The organism is Actimicrobium sp. GrIS 1.19 (assembly GCF_035984655.1).
Classification (GTDB): Bacteria; Pseudomonadota; Gammaproteobacteria; order Burkholderiales; family Burkholderiaceae_D; genus Actimicrobium.
The window spans coordinates 51,905-68,189 of record NZ_JAXCHT010000019.1; the positions used below are offsets into that span (position 1 = coordinate 51,905).

Genomic DNA, 16,285 nt, shown 5'->3' on the forward strand with positions numbered 1-16,285 from the left:
GTGCCGTTCGGCACCATCTGCAATGACCAAGTTTGTCTTCGTTACTGGCGGCGTCGTGTCTTCCCTTGGCAAAGGGATTGCCGCCGCCTCCCTCGCTGCGATCCTCGAATCGCGCGGCCTGAAAGTCACTCTCCTGAAACTGGATCCGTACATCAACGTTGATCCAGGCACAATGAGTCCATTCCAGCACGGTGAAGTGTTCGTCACCGACGACGGGGCCGAAACCGACCTCGACCTCGGTCACTACGAGCGCTTCATCACGGCCAAGATGCGCAAGGTGAATAACTTCACCACCGGCCAGATCTACGAATCGGTGATCCGCAAGGAGCGTCGCGGCGAATATCTGGGCAAGACCGTCCAGGTCATTCCGCATATCACCAATGAAATCCAGGATTACATCCATCGCGGCGCCGAAGGCTACAACGTGGCACTGGTTGAAATCGGCGGTACGGTCGGTGACATCGAATCGCTGCCGTTTCTCGAAGCAGTGCGCCAGCTGAGCCTGCGCGCCGGTCGCAATGCAGCCGCATTCGTGCATCTGACGCTGGTGCCGTATCTGGTGTCGGCCGGTGAACTCAAGACCAAGCCGACCCAGCACAGCGTCCAGAAGCTGCGCGAAATCGGTATCTTCCCGGACGCGCTGCTGTGCCGCGCCGATCGGCCGATCCCGGACGACGAGCGCGCCAAGATTTCGCTGTTCTCGAACGTGCCGGAAGATGCCGTGATTTCGGTCTGGGATGCCGACACGATTTACAAGATCCCGCAGATGCTGTTCGACCAGGGTCTCGACAAGATTGTCTGCGACAAGCTCGGCCTGTCGCCCAAGCCGGCCGATCTGTCGATGTGGACCCGTCTGGTGCATGCGCTCGAAAATCCGAAATACGACGTCACCATCGGCATGGTCGGCAAATACGTCGACCTGACCGAGTCGTACAAGTCGTTGACGGAAGCACTGCGTCACGCCGGTATCCATACCGAAAGCCGGGTCAACATCGAGTATCTGGATTCCGAGGAAATCGAATTGACCGGCACCGCCGGACTGGCCAAATACGACGCCATCCTGGTACCGGGCGGTTTCGGCAAGCGCGGTGTCGAGGGCAAGATTGCTGCCGCCCGTTACGCCCGCGAACACAAGATCCCGTACCTCGGCATTTGCCTCGGCATGCAGGTCGCGTTGCTGGAATATGCCCGCAACAAGGCCGGGCTGACCAAGGCCAATTCGACCGAATTCGACAATGAGACCGAGCAGCCGGTGGTGGCCCTGATCAACGAGTGGCAAAACCACGACGGCAAGGTGGAAAAGCGCGACATCAATTCCGACCTCGGCGGCACCATGCGGCTGGGCGCGCAAACCTGCGCGGTCAAGCCCGGCACGCTGGCGGCCGAAATCTACGGCAATGTCGTCACCGAACGCCATCGTCATCGCTACGAAGCCAACAACCATTACCTCGCGCGGGTCGAAGAGGCCGGGCTGATCGTGTCGGCCCGCACCCCGACCGAAGACCTGTGTGAAATCATGGAATTGCCACGCACCGGCGAAAATGCCCATCCCTGGTACATCGGCGTGCAATACCATCCGGAGTTCAAATCGACCCCGCGCGATGGCCATCCGCTGTTCATTTCGTTCGTGCGCGCAGCGCTGGCGCACAAGCAGGCCAACCAGTTGAAGGATGCGGCATGAAACTCTGCGGTTTTGAGATCGGACTCGATCAACCTTTCTTTCTGATTGCCGGTCCCTGCGTGATCGAATCGCGCCAGATGGCGATGGATACGGCCGGCCAGCTCAAGGAAATCACCGCCGCGCTCGGCATCCCGTTCATCTACAAGTCATCGTTCGACAAGGCCAATCGCTCGTCCGGGACCTCGTTCCGCGGCCTCGGCATGGAAAAGGGCCTTGAGATCCTCGGCGACGTCAAAAAGCAATTGCAGGTCCCGGTGCTGACCGACATCCATTCGATCGAGGAAATCAAGCCGGTCTCGGCGGTGGTTGATGTGCTGCAGACACCGGCCTTCCTGTGTCGTCAAACTGACTTCATTCACGCATGCGCCCAATCGGGACGCCCTGTGAATATCAAAAAAGGTCAGTTCCTGGCGCCGCACGATATGGTCAACGTGATCGACAAGGCGCGTGCCGCCGCTCGGGAAGCCGGTCTGCCGGACGACAACTTCATGGCGTGCGAACGCGGAGTCTCGTTTGGCTACAACAATCTGGTGTCGGACATGCGTTCGCTCGCGATCATGCGCGAAACACGCTGCCCGATCGTCTTCGACGCCACCCACTCGGTGCAGTTGCCGGGCGGGCAGGGCAGTTCCTCCGGCGGCCAGCGCGAATTCGTGCCGGTGCTGGCGCGGGCTGCGATTGCTGTCGGGATTTCGGGATTGTTCATGGAAACCCATCCGAATCCGGCCGAAGCCAAATCCGATGGCCCGAATGCGGTGCCGCTGGGACGCATGCAGGAATTGTTGAGCACGCTCATCGAACTCGATCGCGTGGTCAAGAAGAACGGTTTCCTCGAAACCAGCTTCGCCTGACACGATTCAACCATTTCAATTACAGCAAATTCAGGAGAACCCCATGAGTGCAATCGTCGATATTATTGGCCGCGAAATTCTGGATTCACGCGGTAACCCGACTGTCGAGTGTGATGTCTTGCTGGAGTCGGGCGTGATGGGCCGTGCCTCGGTGCCGTCCGGCGCCTCGACCGGCTCGCGCGAAGCCATCGAACTGCGCGACGGCGACAAGGGCCGTTATTTCGGCAAGGGCGTCCTGAAGGCCTGCGAACACATCAATACTGAAATCTCCGAAGCCATCATGGGCCTCGACGCCAATGAGCAGGCTTTCCTCGACCGCACCCTGATCGATCTGGACGGCACCGAAAACAAGGCCCGTCTTGGCGCCAATGCGACGCTGGCGGTGTCGATGGCCGTGGCCAAGGCAGCGGCGGAAGAATCCGGTCTGCCGCTGTATCGTTATTTTGGTGGCAGCGGCGCGATGCAGATGCCGGTGCCGATGATGAACGTGATCAATGGCGGTGCGCATGCCGACAACAATCTCGACATCCAGGAATTCATGATCATTCCGGTTGGCGCGCCGAGTTTTCGCGAAGCTATCCGTTACGGCGCCGAAGTTTTCCACACGCTGAAAAAAATCCTGCATGGCAAGGGCCTGGCCACCTCGGTGGGCGATGAAGGCGGTTTTGCGCCGTCGGTCACCAACCACGAAATGGCCATCAAGCTGATCATCCAGGCCATCGAGGAAGCCGGCTACGAGCCTGGCACCCAGATCGCGCTGGGTTTGGATTGCGCGGCCAGCGAGTTCTACAAGGATGGCAAATACCAGTTGGCCGGCGAGGGTGGCCTGGCGCTGTCGTCGTCCGATTTCACCAATCTGCTGGCGACCTGGTGCGACAAGTATCCGATCATTTCGATTGAAGACGGCATGGCCGAAAACGATTGGGACGGTTGGGCCACGCTGACCCAATCGCTGGGCAAGAAGATCCAGCTGGTGGGCGATGACCTGTTCGTCACCAACACCAAGATCCTGCGCGAAGGCATCCAGAAGAACATCGCCAATTCGATCCTGATCAAGATCAACCAGATCGGCACCCTGACCGAAACCTTTGCCGCCATCGAAATGGCCAAGCGCGCCGGTTACACCTCGGTGATTTCGCATCGTTCCGGCGAAACCGAAGACTCGACCATTGCCGACATCGCCGTCGGCACCAATGCCTTGCAGATCAAGACCGGCTCGCTGTCGCGTTCGGACCGCATGGCGAAATACAACCAGTTGCTGCGCATTGAAGAAGATCTCGGTGATATCGCCAGCTATCCTGGTCGTCACGCGTTCTACAATCTGCGTTAAGCGATCTGCCGCGTCGGACCAACAGGTTCGGCGCGGTCGTCCGAATCCCTCACGATGCGCCTCATCCTGATTTGCCTGACTGCCCTGCTGCTGCTGATTCAGTATCCGCTATGGCTGGGCAAGGGCGGCTGGCTGCATGTCTGGGAGCTGGATCAACAGGTCACCGTGGCACGCAAGCGCTCTGATGACCTCAAGGCCCGCAATGACAAGCTGGCCTCCGAAGTGCAGGACTTGAAAGACGGCACCGGCGCCATCGAGGAACGGGCCCGCTACGAGCTCGGGATGATCAAGAGCGACGAGGTCTTCATCCAGATTCTTGAGCCGAACAAGGCTGCACCGGCACCTGCCGTGCCGGCAGCGCAGCCATGACGGTCAGTGCTTGACGTGACTGGCCGCCGGGATTGCCTCGGCCACGGATTCCACCGCAAACAGATGGGCGCAATCGACCTTGTCGAAGGCATAGTGCTGGCCGCAGAATTCGCAATCGACTTCAATCTGACCCATTTCCGCCAGCGCCGACTCGACTTCTTCGGCGCCCAGCATCTGCAGCATGCTGCCGACCCGCTCGCGGTTGCAGGTGCAGCGAAAGGTCGGATGCTTCGGGTCGAACACGCGAATCGTTTCTTCCCAAAACAGGCGGCGCATCAGCGTCTCGATGTCGGTATCGAGGAGCTCGGCCTGCTTCAGCGTCGAGGCCAGCATGACACTGCGATCCCAGGTGGCCAGGTCATCGTCGATCGGTGCATCAATGCCGCCGGTGCTGGGCAGTTTCTGCAGCAGCAGGCCGCGTGAGACATGCTCGTCGGCGGCCAGCCACAAGCGCGTGTCGAGCTGTTCGGAACGCAGCATGTAATTCTCGATGACGGTCGCAATCGAGTCGCCATCGAGTGGTACCACGCCCTGGTACGCTTGCTGGCCGGGCAGCTTGTCCTTCGGATCGAGCGTGATGACGAAGCGGCCGTTGCCGTGCAGATTGACCAGGTCGCCGAGCATCGCGTTCTCGCTGATCACGGTGTCGGCGTCGAACTTGGCGGTGGCGCGCATCTGCAGGTCGCCATCGCATTCAACCACCAGCAAACGCACCGGGCCGTCGCCATGGATCTGCAGCACAATGGCGCCGTTGAATTTCAGATTCGCCGACAGCAGGGCCGCTGCAGCCAGCATTTCGCCCAGCAGCGTCTTGACCGCAGCCGGGTATGCGCGGCGCGCCTGCACGTGACGCCAGGTGTCGGACAATTCGACCAGTTCGCCGCGCACCGGTGCGCCCTCGAACATGAATTTCTGCAGTGTGTCGTGCGCCATCAGTCGATCCGTTTCAGTTGGGTTTTGAAGGCATGCGCGCGCGCGACGTAGTGCGCTGCGCTGGCATGCAAGGCGGCGATCTCGGCGTCGCTCAGCGTGCGCACGGCCTTCGCTGGCGAGCCGATGATCAGTGAGTTGTCGGGAAACTGCTTGCCCTCGGTGACCAGTGCGCCAGCGCCGACCAGGCAATTGCGGCCGATCTGCGCGCCATTCAGGATCACGGCCTGAATGCCGACCAGCGAGCCCTCGCCGATGGTGCAGCCATGCAGCATCGCCTGATGGCCGACCGTGACGTTACTGCCAATGGTCAGCGGGACATCGAGGTCGGTATGCAGCACGCAGCCTTCCTGGATATTGCTGTTCTGGCCGACCGTGATCGGGTCGTTGTCGCCACGCACGGTGACGTTGAACCAGATGCTGACGTTGGCGGCCAGGCTGACGCGTCCGACCACCGTGGCGTTGTCGGCCACCCAGGCGGACGGATCGATGGCGGGGCTGTGCTCGCCGAATTGGTAGATGGCCATGGGTTTCCTCTGCGAATGCGATGTGAGGGGGCATTTTACCGCTGTCCTGCATCGCACCGCCGACGCCGCGTTGATCGGGCCAGCGGCGTCAGGCTGGCGGCGCCCCCCGCTGCGCTTCCAGATCGCGCAGCACGCGGCGCAGCAGCTTGCCGGTGGTGGTCATCGGCAGGGCGTCGATGAATTCGATTTCCTTCGGGTACTCATACGGCGCCAGCTGTCCGCGCACATGTTGTTGCAGGGCGATCTTCAAGGCGGCATCCGCATCCGGATTGCGCTCCACGCTGGCCACCAGAACCACGAACGCCTTGACCAGATTGCCCCGCTCGGCATCCGGTTTTGGCACCACGGCGGCGTTCGCAACTGCGGCGTGCTTGACCAGGCAATTCTCGATTTCGGAGGGGCCGATACGATATCCGGCGGCCTTGAACATGTCGTCGGCACGTCCCTGATACCAGAGATAGCCATCCGCATCCATCGATGCAAGGTCGCCCGTGCAGCACCAGTCGCCGCGATATTTTTGTGCCGTTGCCTGCGGATTCTTCCAGTAGCCGAGAAAGAAAATCGGGTCGGGCGTGCCATGCCGGTCGAGCCGGTGCAACGCCACCTCGCCAGTTTCGCCAACGGCGACTTCGACACCAGCGTCATCGACTACTGCGACCCGATGGCCGGGGTAGGGCCGTCCCATGCTGCCCGGCCGCGCCGGCCAGCGCTCGGCGCTATTGCCGACCAGGTAATTCATTTCGGTCTGGCCGAACATTTCATTGATGGTCACGCCCAGCGCAGTCTGGCCCCAGTGGAACACCGCATCGCCCACCGCTTCGCCGGCGCTCATGATAGCGCGCAGCTTGAGTCGCCAGCGCCGGCGCGGCAGCGGCTCGGCTTTCATCATCATCTTCAGGGCGGTCGGAAACAGAAACGCATTCGTCACTGCATGGTCCTGCAGGATGCGGAACGCGACCTCGGCACTGAAGCGCCCCTGATAACCAACGATGGTGTGGCCGAAATACAGGGTCGGCAGCAACGCGTCCATCAGGCCGCCAGTCCAGGCCCAGTCGGCCGGCGACCAGAATACGTCGCCTGGTTGCGGAAACCAGTTTTGCGACGCCACGAAGCCAGTCAGGTTGCCAATCAGCGCCGCGTGCGGCAGCAGTGCACCCTTTGGCGCGCCGGTGGTGCCGCTGGTGTAGATCAGGATCGCCGGGTCGCTGGCCAGCGTGTCGACCGGCGTGAAATCGGTCGATGCCTCGGCCAGCAGTTCGTGCCAGTCGAGGCAACCGGCGTACTCGCCGTCGACATAGATGATGTGTTTCAGGGCGACGCAACTGGCGCGGCTGGCCAGCAGGTTGTCGAGACCGGCGCGATCGACGATGGCCACCGTGGCCTCGCTGTCGTGCAGGCGGTACTCCAGCGCGTCGGGGCCGAACAGGATCGACATCGGCATGGCAATCGCGCCGAGCTGGTAGCTGGCCATGTGCGCGATGGCGGTTTCGACCCGTTGCGGCAGGATGATGGCGATCCGGTCCTGCTGCTGTACCCCCAGAAAGCGCAACGCATTGGCGAGGCGGTTGGCTTCCTGTTGCAGTTCCGCGTAGCTCAGCTCGATGATGTCGCCGTCGGCGTCTTCGCAACGCAGCGCAATGCGATGCGCATCACGGCTCCAGCGCCGGCTGCACACCTCGGCAATATTGAAGCGGGTGGGAATGTGCCAGCGAAAATTGTCGTAGAGGGTGCGGTAGTCGTCGCGCACGTTGCTGACTGCTGACATGGTGTCTCCGGTATAATTTTGCACGGTCGTTCTATTTTAGGAATCTTCCGGATAGCGCACTGCCACCTCAGGAAAACATGAAACCTTCTCGCTCTGAATTTATCACGGTACGTGGTCTGCAGTATCACATTCGCCATTGGGGCAACGCCGACGCGCCGGTACTGTTCATGGTGCATGGCTGGATGGATGTCTCGGCCTCGTTTCAGTTCGTGGTCGACGGGTTGCAGCGCGACTGGCATGTGATCGCGCCGGACTGGCGCGGTTTCGGCCTGACCGACAGTTCCGGCTCGGACAGCTACTGGTTCGCCGATTATCTGGGCGACCTCGACGCGATCCTGCAACACTATTCCCCACAGCAGCCGGTGAATTTGCTGGGACACAGCATGGGCGGCAACGTCGCCACCTTGTATGCCGGCGTGCGCCCGCACCGCGTCGCGCGGTTGATCAATCTGGAAGGCTTCGGCATGCCGGTGACGCAGCCGGAGCAGGCGCCGCAGCGCTACGCGAAATGGCTCGATGAGCTGGCCACCCCGGGTGCGTTGCGCACGTATGCGTCGCAACGCGAGGTGGCCGCGCGCTTGCAGAAGACCAATCCGCGCCTGACCGATGCGCGCGCCGAATTCCTGTCGGGACATTGGGCTGTGCGCCAGGACGCCGAGAGCTGGCGCATCCTCGGCGATCCGGCGCACAAGCTGTCCAGTCCGCTGCTGTATCGGGTCGAGGAAGTCATGGCCTGCTGGCGTCAGATCACGGCACCGGTGCTCTGGGTTGAAGCGGCCGACACCGATGTCTGGCGCTGGATGGGGCCAAAGGAACAGGCGCGCATCGAAATCGATCGGCGTATCGGTTTCCTGGCGCAGGTGCAAACGGAGATGATCGAACGCGCCGGGCACATGCTGCATCATGACCAGCCCGAGCAACTGGCGACACTGATCGAGAACTTTTTAGCTGGCCAGTAGGATGCGTGCGCGGCCTTCGCTCTTGGCCCGGTACAGCATCGTGTCGGCAACCTTGAGCAGGGTGTCGGCAGTGACGCCATGGTGCGGAAATTCCGCAATGCCGGCCGAGAATGATTGGCCCGTCAGGGCATGGCCGGAAGACAGCAACGAGAAGGCCTGGAACTGTTGCAGCAAGGTGCGCAGTTTCTGATCGGTGTCGGCGGCGGTTGCGACCGGAAACACCAGGCAGAACTCTTCGCCGCCATAGCGCACCGCCAGGTCGCTGCTGCGCATGTGCTCAAGCAGCAGATCGCTCAGCTTGACCAGCACCTGATCGCCAATGGCGTGACCAAAATCATCGTTGACGCGCTTGAAGTGGTCGACGTCGATCAGCACCACGCACACGGTATGACCGTTGCGGCCAGCCAGTTCCAGCATCGGGGTCAGTTGCGCATCCAGAAAACGCCGGTTGTACAGGCCGGTCAGCGGGTCGCGCACGGCCTGCTCGTGCAGCGCTGCCTGCAGGGCTTCGACTTCATCGATCTTGCGCAGCAGCGCCAGATTGACCTCTTCCAGCTTGCTGTGCTGCTGCAGTGCGTAGTCGCGTTCGAGTTCGGCGCGCGCCAGTTCATGCTGGATCTGCAGTGTGAAGAAGCGCGCCTTCGAGCTTGAGCCAAGCGCCGCTTCATAGGCGCGATGAAACGTGTCCAGATAGCCGTAGGCAAGATCGCACTGATCAAGACTGCGGTAGGTGTCGGCCAGGGCCCGATAGACGTGCAGGATGTAGAACACATTCTTGACCTTGTCGAAGCCGCGCTCGGCGTCCAGCAGATAGGTCAGCGCCTGCTGCTGGTGACCCATGCCGTTCTCGATGACGCCACGCATCCACAGCGACTGGTTGGTGATTTCAAGATCGTCGATGGAGCGGGATTCCGTCAGCGCCGCCTCTGCCAGTGGCAAGGCTTCGTCCCAGCGTCCGAGTGCGGCGTAGGCTTGTGCGGCGACCACATCGAGGAAGGCGCGCTCGCCGGCGCGAAAGAAGGTGCTGCAGCCGGGAATGTGGTCTTCGATCAGCGCCAGTGCCGCGGCGGGGTTGCCGGTTTCCAGATGCACGCTGGCCAGATTGGCGATGATCAGGTGGCGAAACGAGACGGCAACCGTCTTCGAAATTTCGAAGGCCTGTTCCAGCAGATTGCGTGCTTCGTCGTAATTGGCCAGTTCCATTTGCGCCGAGCCAAGATCCGACAGTGCCTGGCAGGCCAGCGGCAGCGACTTGCGATGCTGCACCAGTCCCAGCGCGTTGTAGTAGTAGCGCAATCCTTCCTGCACTTCGCCCCGATGGAAATGAATGTAGCCGAGGCGGTAGAGGGCGTAGTAGGCATCGAGCGGTTCACGGATGCTTTCCGGCGCGCGCATGACTTCTTCCAGCACCTGTTGCGCGGCATCGATTTCATTCCGCAGCAACAGGCATCCCCCGCGGCCGGTTTGCACCAGCATCAGGCCGCGCGGATCGTTGAGTGCATCAAAACAGGCGTGTGCGCTCAGCAGCGTGGCTTCGGCCTGTTCGACCGGACAAAAGCTGAGCTCGTGCAAGGCCTTGTTGAGCAACGCATAGGCCAGCCCCATTTGATCATTGAGTTCCTGTGCCAACGCCACGCCGCGCAACGCGTGCTCGAGTGCGCGCGCCGGATCGGTATATTGACATTGCCAGGCAGCGTGGTTCAGTGCGCCAACTTCGGCGGTTGCAGAAAAGCGGGTTGCGGCCATGGGTTGCAAGTCTTGGTTTAAGTGGTTCGGTACGCCGAAAGTGGCGCAGTCAAACGAGTTTCAGTAATCATGCCACATCGATTGCCATGCTCACCGCTTTCGGCACGTTACAATCGAAAACTTGAGAAATTAATAGTGCGGGCGTTAACAAAGTGATCAAAGTGATGAATTTCGATTTGCATTGCCATTCCACCATTTCCGACGGCTTGCTCGGACCCGCGGCGGTTGCCGCGCGGGCCAAGGCCAACGGCGTCGATGTCTGGGCCTTGACCGACCATGACGAAGTCAGCGGCATCGCGGCCGCCCGTGCAGCGGCGCGGGCACTTGATCTGCAATACGTTGCCGGCGTCGAAATTTCGATTACCTGGGGTGGCGAGACCGTCCATATCATCGGATTGCAAATCGATGAGACCAACCAGCAGCTGGTCGACGGCCTCGACAGCACGCGCTCGGGTCGCGAACAGCGTGCCCACGAGATGGCGCGGCAGCTCGCGCAGGTCGGCATTCCCGATGCCTTTGCCGGTGCGCTCAAATTTGTCGGCAATCCGGACCTGATTTCGCGCACCCACTTTGCGCGCTACATCATCGAACTGGGTATCTGCAGCGATGTGGCCAGCGTGTTCAGTAAATATTTAATCGAGGGCAAACCCGGCTATGTCCCGCACCGCTGGGCCACGTTGAAACAGGCGGTCGAATGGATCCGGGGCGCCGGCGGCATCGCCGTGGTGGCGCACCCGGGCCGTTATCATTTCAGCGAATTGCAACGCAATGCCATGCTGGACGAATTCATCCAGCTCGGCGGCGCGGGCATCGAAGTGGTGACCGGCAGCCACACCGTGGATCAGTACGACGAATATGCCCGGGTAGCAAAACACTTCGGCTTGCGCGGTTCGCGCGGGTCCGATTTCCACGGCCCGGGCGAATCGCGCGTTGATCTGGGCGAACTGCCGCCGCTGCCGCCTTCCGTCACGCCGGTCTGGGTCGATTGGGGTTTGTGACTGCTGGTCTTGAAATCTCCCCGCAATGGCCGCATGTAACGCGTAATTCATTAACTCGTGGGGACTCTGCATGAAGCGCATCATCCTGTTTCTGGCTACCAATATCGCAGTGATGGCCGTGATGGCGATCGTGTTGTCGCTGCTGGGTGTCGATCGCTTTCTGACCGGTACCGGACTGAACCTGCCGATGCTGATGGTGTTCTCGCTGGTGGTCGGCTTTACCGGATCGATTTTTTCGCTGCTGATCAGCAAGCAGATGGCGAAGTGGTCGACCGGGGCGCGGGTGATCGACGCGCCGGCCAATTCCACCGAGGTCTGGCTTGTCGACACGGTCGGCAAGCTGGCGCAACGGGCCGGCATCAGCATGCCCGAGGTTGCGGTGTATGACGGCGAAGCCAATGCATTTGCCACCGGGGCGTTCAAGAATTCGGCGCTGGTGGCAGTCTCGACCGGCTTGCTTGAATCGATGACGAAGGACGAAATCGAAGCGGTGCTGGGTCATGAAATCGCCCACGTCGCCAATGGCGACATGGTCACGATGATGCTGATCCAGGGTGTCGTCAATACCTTCGTGGTGTTTCTCTCGCGGGTGGTCGGCTATCTGGTCGATCGCGCGATTTCGCGCGACAACGAAGGTCCTGGTATCGGCTACATGGTGACGGTGTTCGTGTCGCAAATCGTGTTCGGCATCGGCGCCTCCATCATCGTCGCGTGGTTTTCGCGCCATCGTGAATTCCGCGCCGATGCCGGGTCGGCCAAACTGCTGGGCTCGCCGGAACCAATGGTGCATGCGCTGGCCCGGCTTGGCGGCATGGAACCGAACGGATTGCCGCAGGCACTGGCGTCGATGGGCATCAATGACAAGCCGGGATTCTCCGCCTTGTTTTCAACCCATCCGCCGCTGGAAGAACGTATCGCCGCGTTGCGCGGCCAACGCTAATTTTTTTACCGGAAGGTCTGGCGGCCCGCGTGGCCGCCGTTGTTTTTTATGGCGCAATTTTTTCAGATGCATCCCGAGAACCCGCAGGCGCGCCTGATCAGTCAGGCCGCGCAGATCATTCATTCCGGCGGCATCGTGGCGTTGCCGACCGACTCGTCGTATGCGCTGGTCTGCCATCTCGATGACAAGGATGCGGTGACGCGGCTGCGCCGGATTCGCGGCGTCGACGACAAGCATCACCTGACCTTGCTGTGTCGCGATCTGGCCGAAATTTCGCAGTATGCGCAGGTCGACAACCGGCAATACCGCATGCTCAAGGCGGTCACGCCGGGCGCCTACACGATCATCCTCGAGGCGACCCGGGAAGTGCCGCGCCGGGTCAGCCATCCCTCGCGCAAGACCATCGGACTGCGCGTGCCGCAACATCCGATTGCGCAGGCGCTGCTGCAGGAGCTGGGGCAGCCGTTGCTGGGCACGACCCTGATCCTGCCGGGCGACGAGATCGCCATCAACGATGCCGAAACCATCCGCGACCGGCTTGAAAAGCAGCTTGATCTGATCATCGATGGCGGGCCGTGCAGTCTGGAACCGACCACGGTGGTCGACCTGAGCGGCCCTGAACCGGTATTGCTGCGCACCGGGCGCGGCGCGGTATCGCTGTTTGGCTTCTGATGATTCTTCCGTGACTGCGCTGTCCGGCGGTTCTTGACTCTCCCTCTGCTAGAATCCCGCCCATGAATGATTTAATCCAGACCGTCGCGGTCTATGCCTTGCCGGTGCTGTTTGCCATTACGCTGCACGAAGCAGCCCATGCGTTCGCCGCGCGCTACTTTGGCGACAACACGGCCTATGCGGCCGGGCGCATGACGCTCAATCCGATTCCGCACATCGATCTGTTCGGCACCATCCTGATCCCGGTGCTGCTCTATTTTTTCACTGGCGGCGCATTCCTGTTCGGCTATGCCAAGCCGGTCCCGGTCGACTTCGGTCGCCTGCGCAATCCCAAGCGCGACATGCGCTGGGTGGCGCTGGCAGGGCCGGCGTCGAATCTGTTCATGGGATTGATGTGGGCATTGCTGGGCATCGGCCTGACACTGTCGGGCGTCACCGAACCGTTCTTCTTCAAGATGGTCGAGGCCGGCGTGACCGTGAATCTGGTGGTATTCGCCTTCAACCTGTTTCCGATTCCGCCGCTCGATGGCGGACGCATCATGTTCAGCCTGCTGCCCAATAAGGCCGCATTCCAGTATGCCAAACTCGAACCCTATGGATTTTTCATTGTGCTTGGACTGGCGATGACCAAGATTCTGTATCCGATCTGGGTGCAGCCGGTCATGCTGGCCGGCGCAGCCATACTCACCGTGCTGACCGCACCCTTCAACCTACTTTTAAATTGATCGACTATGTATCCTGATCGCGTTGTCTCGGGCATGCGCCCAACCGGTGCGATGCACCTTGGCCACTTTCACGGCGCCCTCAAGAATTGGGTCAAGCTGCAATCCGAGCTGCCGTGCCTGTTCTTTGTGGCCGACTGGCATGCGCTGACGACCCATTACGACGATCCGAGCATTATCGAGACAAGCACCTGGGACATGCTCATCGATTGGCTGGCCGCTGGCGTCGATCCGTCACAGGCGACGCTGTTCATCCAGTCGCAGGTGCCGGAGCATGCAGAGCTGCATCTGCTGCTGTCGATGGCGACGCCGCTGGGCTGGCTCGAACGCGTCCCGACCTACAAGGATCAGCAGGAGAAACTGGCCGACCGCGATCTGGCGACCTATGGCTTTCTCGGCTATCCGTTGTTGCAGGCGGCCGATGTGCTGATTTACCGCGCCAGCCAGGTACCGGTGGGCGCCGATCAGGTGCCGCACGTGGAAATGATGCGTGAGATCGCGCGCCGCTTCAATCATCTGTATGGCAAGGAAAAGGGCTTTGAAGAGAAAGCCCGCGATGCCGTCAAGAAGCTCGGCGGCAAGCGCGCCAAGATCTACAACGAATTGCGCAATGCGTATCAGGAGCAGGGCCAGGGCGAGGCGCTCGAGCAGGCCAAGGCGATGCTCGACGATACCCAGAATCTGAGCATGATCGATCGCGAGCGGCTGTTCGGTTATCTGGAGGGCAGTCGCAAGCTGATCCTGGTCGAGCCGCAATCACGGCTGACCGAATCGTCGCGCCTGCCCGGGCTCGATGGCCAGAAGATGTCCAAGAGCTATGGCAATTCGATTGCGCTGCGCGAAGACAAGGACAGCCTGACCAAAAAAATCCGCACCATGCCGACTGATCCGGCGCGCGTGCGGCGCACCGATCCGGGCGATCCGGACCGCTGCCCGGTGTGGCAGTTGCATCTGGTGTATTCGGATCAGCCGACCAAGGAATGGGCGGCCAAGGGCTGCAAGAGCGCCGGTATCGGCTGCCTCGAATGCAAGCAGCCGGTGATCGACGCCATCCTGAAAGAGCAGGAGCCCATGCGCGAGCGGGCCCAGGTCTATCTCGACGATCCGTCGCTGGTGCGCGCCATCGTTGCGGATGGCTGCGATACCGCGCGCAAGCTGGCGCAGGAAACCATGCGCGACGTGCGTGAAGCAATGGGACTGTCCTACAGTTGAACGCGCCCATTGCCGCGCCGTCGGCCTGGGTGGCGCGCTTCGTCACCTGCATTCCTGCGGGTCGGGTGCTTGACCTGGCATGCGGGACCGGCCGTCATGCGCGCTTGCTGGCGGCGGCCGGATTTGCCGTGCTGGCGGTGGACCGCGACCAGGCGGCGCTGGATGCACTGGACGGCCACAGGATCGAGACGCTGTGCGTCGACCTCGAAGCGGCTGATGCGGTGCTCGGAACTTGGCTCAGGCCGCAGGCGTTCGCCGGCATTGTCGTGACCAACTATCTGCATCGACCGCTGCTGCCGCTGCTGTTCGACAGCCTGATCGAAGGCGGCGTGCTGATCTACGAAACCTTCGCCGCAGGCAACGCGCTGTTCGGCAAACCGTCCAATCCGGATTTCCTGCTGCAACCGGCAGAACTGCTGCAGGCCACTGCTGCTGCGCCGTGCCACATGCATGTGCTGGCTTTCGAAGACGGCCGCGTGAGCCAGCCCAAGCCAGCCATGCTGCAACGCCTGTGCGCCATCCGCGGCGCGCTGACGCCATCGTCCGGCGGTGGTCATTTGTAATGCTTTGTTATCCAATGGTGCAACGCGGCCCCGTTGCTGCTGGCTATCCGCTACAATCGTCGCTTTAATTCTTTTCGTCCACAGCTCATCATGATCACTGGCAGCATAGTTGCAATCGTCACTCCGATGCACGCCGATGGCAGTCTCGATTTGCCCGGGTTACGCAAATTGATCGACTGGCACATCGCCGAAGGCACTGACAGCATCGTCATCGTTGGCACGACGGGTGAATCGCCGACGGTCACGGTCGACGAGCACTGCGAATTGATCAAGGTGGCGGTCGAACATACCGCAAAGCGCATTCCGATCATTGCCGGCACGGGCGGCAATTCGACCGCCGAAGCGATCGAACTGACCCGTTTTGCCAAGAGCGTCGGCGCCGATGCGGCTCTGCTGGTGGTGCCGTATTACAACCGGCCGACGCAAGAAGGCATGTACCAGCATTTCAGGAAAATCGCCGAGTCAGTCGACTTTCCGGCGATTTTGTACAACGTGCCGGGCCGCACCGTGGCCGATATGAGCAATGAAACCATTCTGCGTCTTGCCGGCGTGCCAGGCATCATCGGCGTCAAGGATGCAACCGGCAATATCGCCCGCGGCGTCGATCTGTTGCGTCTCGCACCGGCCTCGTTTGCAGTCTATTCGGGTGACGATCCAACGGCGATGGCGCTGATGTTCTGCGGCGGCAAGGGCAACATCTCGGTGACCGCCAACATCGCCCCGCGCGCGATGCACGAATTGTGTGTCGCAGCGATGGAAGGGCGGATTGCCGATGCCATCAAGATCAATAATCGCCTGCTGCCGTTGCACAATAAATTATTTGTCGAACCCAATCCGGTGCCGCTGAAATGGGCGATGCACGAAGCCGGCCTGATTGAATCGGGCATGCGGCTACCGCTGGTTCCGCTTGGCGAAGAATACCGTGACGTGGTCCGTACCGCGATGCGTGAATCTGGTGTACTACAATAAGCCGCTTTCGTTCGATGCATCCTTCGAACTCCATTCGACTCTCAAACCGTA

At 61.1% G+C, this 16,285-nt stretch carries 16 protein-coding genes; 12 read left to right on the plus strand and 4 right to left on the minus strand.

The genetic code is table 11. From position 1 onward, the window contains the following. Positions 1-22 precede the first annotated feature (22 nt). Genes RCH09_RS13835 through ftsB form a run of 4 tightly spaced genes read left to right on the plus strand, consistent with a single transcriptional unit; the run spans position 23 to position 4,231 of the window. The gene (locus tag RCH09_RS13835) at positions 23-1,681 is read left to right on the plus strand and encodes a CTP synthase (RefSeq protein WP_326941700.1); all 1,659 of its coding nucleotides are present in this window, start codon (positions 23-25) and stop codon (positions 1,679-1,681) included. After that, a complete protein-coding gene (kdsA, locus tag RCH09_RS13840; RefSeq protein ID WP_326941701.1) occupies positions 1,678-2,532 on the plus strand; it encodes a 3-deoxy-8-phosphooctulonate synthase in 855 nt (284 codons plus the stop codon). The genes RCH09_RS13835 and kdsA overlap by 4 nt, the downstream gene beginning before the upstream one ends. A gap of 43 nt (positions 2,533-2,575) precedes the next feature. Continuing rightward, positions 2,576-3,862 (plus strand): phosphopyruvate hydratase, encoded by a 1,287-nt coding sequence (gene eno / locus RCH09_RS13845; protein ID WP_326941702.1) that lies wholly within the window; start codon positions 2,576-2,578, stop codon positions 3,860-3,862. A gap of 54 nt (positions 3,863-3,916) precedes the next feature. Beyond that, positions 3,917-4,231: a cell division protein FtsB gene (gene ftsB, locus RCH09_RS13850; RefSeq protein WP_326941703.1), complete on the plus strand. Its 315-nt coding sequence runs from the start codon at positions 3,917-3,919 to the stop codon at positions 4,229-4,231. A gap of 3 nt (positions 4,232-4,234) precedes the next feature. On the opposite strand, the gene hslO is transcribed toward ftsB, so the two are convergent. The 3 genes from hslO to RCH09_RS13865 form a co-directional block, all read right to left on the minus strand. Next, positions 4,235-5,164, minus strand: a complete 930-nt coding sequence (gene hslO / locus RCH09_RS13855) for an Hsp33 family molecular chaperone HslO (RefSeq protein WP_326941704.1) — start codon at positions 5,162-5,164, stop codon at positions 4,235-4,237. Continuing rightward, the gene (locus RCH09_RS13860) at positions 5,164-5,688 is read right to left on the minus strand and encodes a gamma carbonic anhydrase family protein (RefSeq protein ID WP_326941705.1); all 525 of its coding nucleotides are present in this window, start codon (positions 5,686-5,688) and stop codon (positions 5,164-5,166) included. Before RCH09_RS13860 ends, hslO begins: the two co-directional genes overlap by 1 nt. Positions 5,689-5,776: 88 nt before the next feature. Next, positions 5,777-7,453 carry an acyl-CoA synthetase gene (locus RCH09_RS13865; RefSeq protein WP_326941706.1) on the minus strand — a complete coding sequence of 559 codons (1,677 nt, stop codon included), beginning with the start codon at positions 7,451-7,453 and terminating at the stop codon, positions 5,777-5,779. 77 nt (positions 7,454-7,530) lie between these two features. Between RCH09_RS13865 and RCH09_RS13870 the strand changes: the two genes are divergently transcribed. Beyond that, a complete protein-coding gene (locus tag RCH09_RS13870) occupies positions 7,531-8,412 on the plus strand; it encodes an alpha/beta fold hydrolase (protein WP_326941707.1) in 882 nt (293 codons plus the stop codon). Here RCH09_RS13870 and RCH09_RS13875 read toward each other — a convergent pair. Beyond that, positions 8,398-10,158, minus strand: coding sequence for a tetratricopeptide repeat-containing diguanylate cyclase (locus RCH09_RS13875; protein WP_326941708.1), 1,761 nt, complete (start codon positions 10,156-10,158; stop codon positions 8,398-8,400). The two genes, RCH09_RS13870 and RCH09_RS13875, sit on opposite strands and share 15 nt — an antisense overlap. Positions 10,159-10,319: 161 nt before the next feature. Between RCH09_RS13875 and RCH09_RS13880 the strand changes: the two genes are divergently transcribed. The 7 genes from RCH09_RS13880 (at position 10,320) to dapA (ending at position 16,234) form a co-directional block, all read left to right on the plus strand. Further along, positions 10,320-11,156 carry a 3',5'-nucleoside bisphosphate phosphatase gene (locus RCH09_RS13880; RefSeq protein WP_326941743.1) on the plus strand — a complete coding sequence of 279 codons (837 nt, stop codon included), beginning with the start codon at positions 10,320-10,322 and terminating at the stop codon, positions 11,154-11,156. Positions 11,157-11,226: 70 nt separating this feature from the next. After that, positions 11,227-12,096: a protease HtpX gene (gene htpX / locus RCH09_RS13885; protein WP_326941709.1), complete on the plus strand. Its 870-nt coding sequence runs from the start codon at positions 11,227-11,229 to the stop codon at positions 12,094-12,096. Between the two features lie 48 nt (positions 12,097-12,144). Then, positions 12,145-12,768 carry an L-threonylcarbamoyladenylate synthase gene (locus tag RCH09_RS13890; RefSeq protein ID WP_326941710.1) on the plus strand — a complete coding sequence of 208 codons (624 nt, stop codon included), beginning with the start codon at positions 12,145-12,147 and terminating at the stop codon, positions 12,766-12,768. A gap of 62 nt (positions 12,769-12,830) precedes the next feature. Beyond that, positions 12,831-13,493, plus strand: a complete 663-nt coding sequence (locus RCH09_RS13895; RefSeq protein ID WP_326941711.1) for a site-2 protease family protein — start codon at positions 12,831-12,833, stop codon at positions 13,491-13,493. 6 nt (positions 13,494-13,499) lie between these two features. Further along, on the plus strand, positions 13,500-14,702 hold the full coding sequence (locus RCH09_RS13900) for a tryptophan--tRNA ligase (protein ID WP_326941712.1): 1,203 nt from the start codon (positions 13,500-13,502) through the stop codon (positions 14,700-14,702). Next, entirely contained in the window at positions 14,699-15,265 is a 567-nt protein-coding gene (locus RCH09_RS13905; RefSeq protein WP_326941713.1) for a class I SAM-dependent methyltransferase, read from the plus strand. Before RCH09_RS13900 ends, RCH09_RS13905 begins: the two co-directional genes overlap by 4 nt. A gap of 90 nt (positions 15,266-15,355) precedes the next feature. After that, positions 15,356-16,234 (plus strand): 4-hydroxy-tetrahydrodipicolinate synthase, encoded by an 879-nt coding sequence (dapA, locus tag RCH09_RS13910; protein WP_326941714.1) that lies wholly within the window; start codon positions 15,356-15,358, stop codon positions 16,232-16,234. Positions 16,235-16,285 lie beyond the last annotated feature (51 nt).

Bases quoted from the DNA above. Each gene is read 5' to 3' on its own strand.
- RCH09_RS13890 (WP_326941710.1), top strand. From the start codon at position 12,145: ATGGCGCAATTTTTTCAGATGCATCCCGAGAACCCGCAGGCGCGCCTG.
- RCH09_RS13865 (WP_326941706.1), bottom strand. From the start codon at position 7,453: ATGTCAGCAGTCAGCAACGTGCGCGACGACTACCGCACCCTCTACGAC.
- kdsA (WP_326941701.1), top strand. From the start codon at position 1,678: ATGAAACTCTGCGGTTTTGAGATCGGACTCGATCAACCTTTCTTTCTG.
- ftsB (WP_326941703.1), top strand. From the start codon at position 3,917: ATGCGCCTCATCCTGATTTGCCTGACTGCCCTGCTGCTGCTGATTCAG.
- RCH09_RS13870 (WP_326941707.1), top strand. From the start codon at position 7,531: ATGAAACCTTCTCGCTCTGAATTTATCACGGTACGTGGTCTGCAGTAT.
- eno (WP_326941702.1), top strand. From the start codon at position 2,576: ATGAGTGCAATCGTCGATATTATTGGCCGCGAAATTCTGGATTCACGC.
- htpX (WP_326941709.1), top strand. From the start codon at position 11,227: ATGAAGCGCATCATCCTGTTTCTGGCTACCAATATCGCAGTGATGGCC.
- RCH09_RS13875 (WP_326941708.1), bottom strand. From the start codon at position 10,158: ATGGCCGCAACCCGCTTTTCTGCAACCGCCGAAGTTGGCGCACTGAAC.
- RCH09_RS13835 (WP_326941700.1), top strand. From the start codon at position 23: ATGACCAAGTTTGTCTTCGTTACTGGCGGCGTCGTGTCTTCCCTTGGC.
- RCH09_RS13860 (WP_326941705.1), bottom strand. From the start codon at position 5,688: ATGGCCATCTACCAATTCGGCGAGCACAGCCCCGCCATCGATCCGTCC.
- hslO (WP_326941704.1), bottom strand. From the start codon at position 5,164: ATGGCGCACGACACACTGCAGAAATTCATGTTCGAGGGCGCACCGGTG.
- dapA (WP_326941714.1), top strand. From the start codon at position 15,356: ATGATCACTGGCAGCATAGTTGCAATCGTCACTCCGATGCACGCCGAT.
- RCH09_RS13895 (WP_326941711.1), top strand. From the start codon at position 12,831: ATGAATGATTTAATCCAGACCGTCGCGGTCTATGCCTTGCCGGTGCTG.
- RCH09_RS13900 (WP_326941712.1), top strand. From the start codon at position 13,500: ATGTATCCTGATCGCGTTGTCTCGGGCATGCGCCCAACCGGTGCGATG.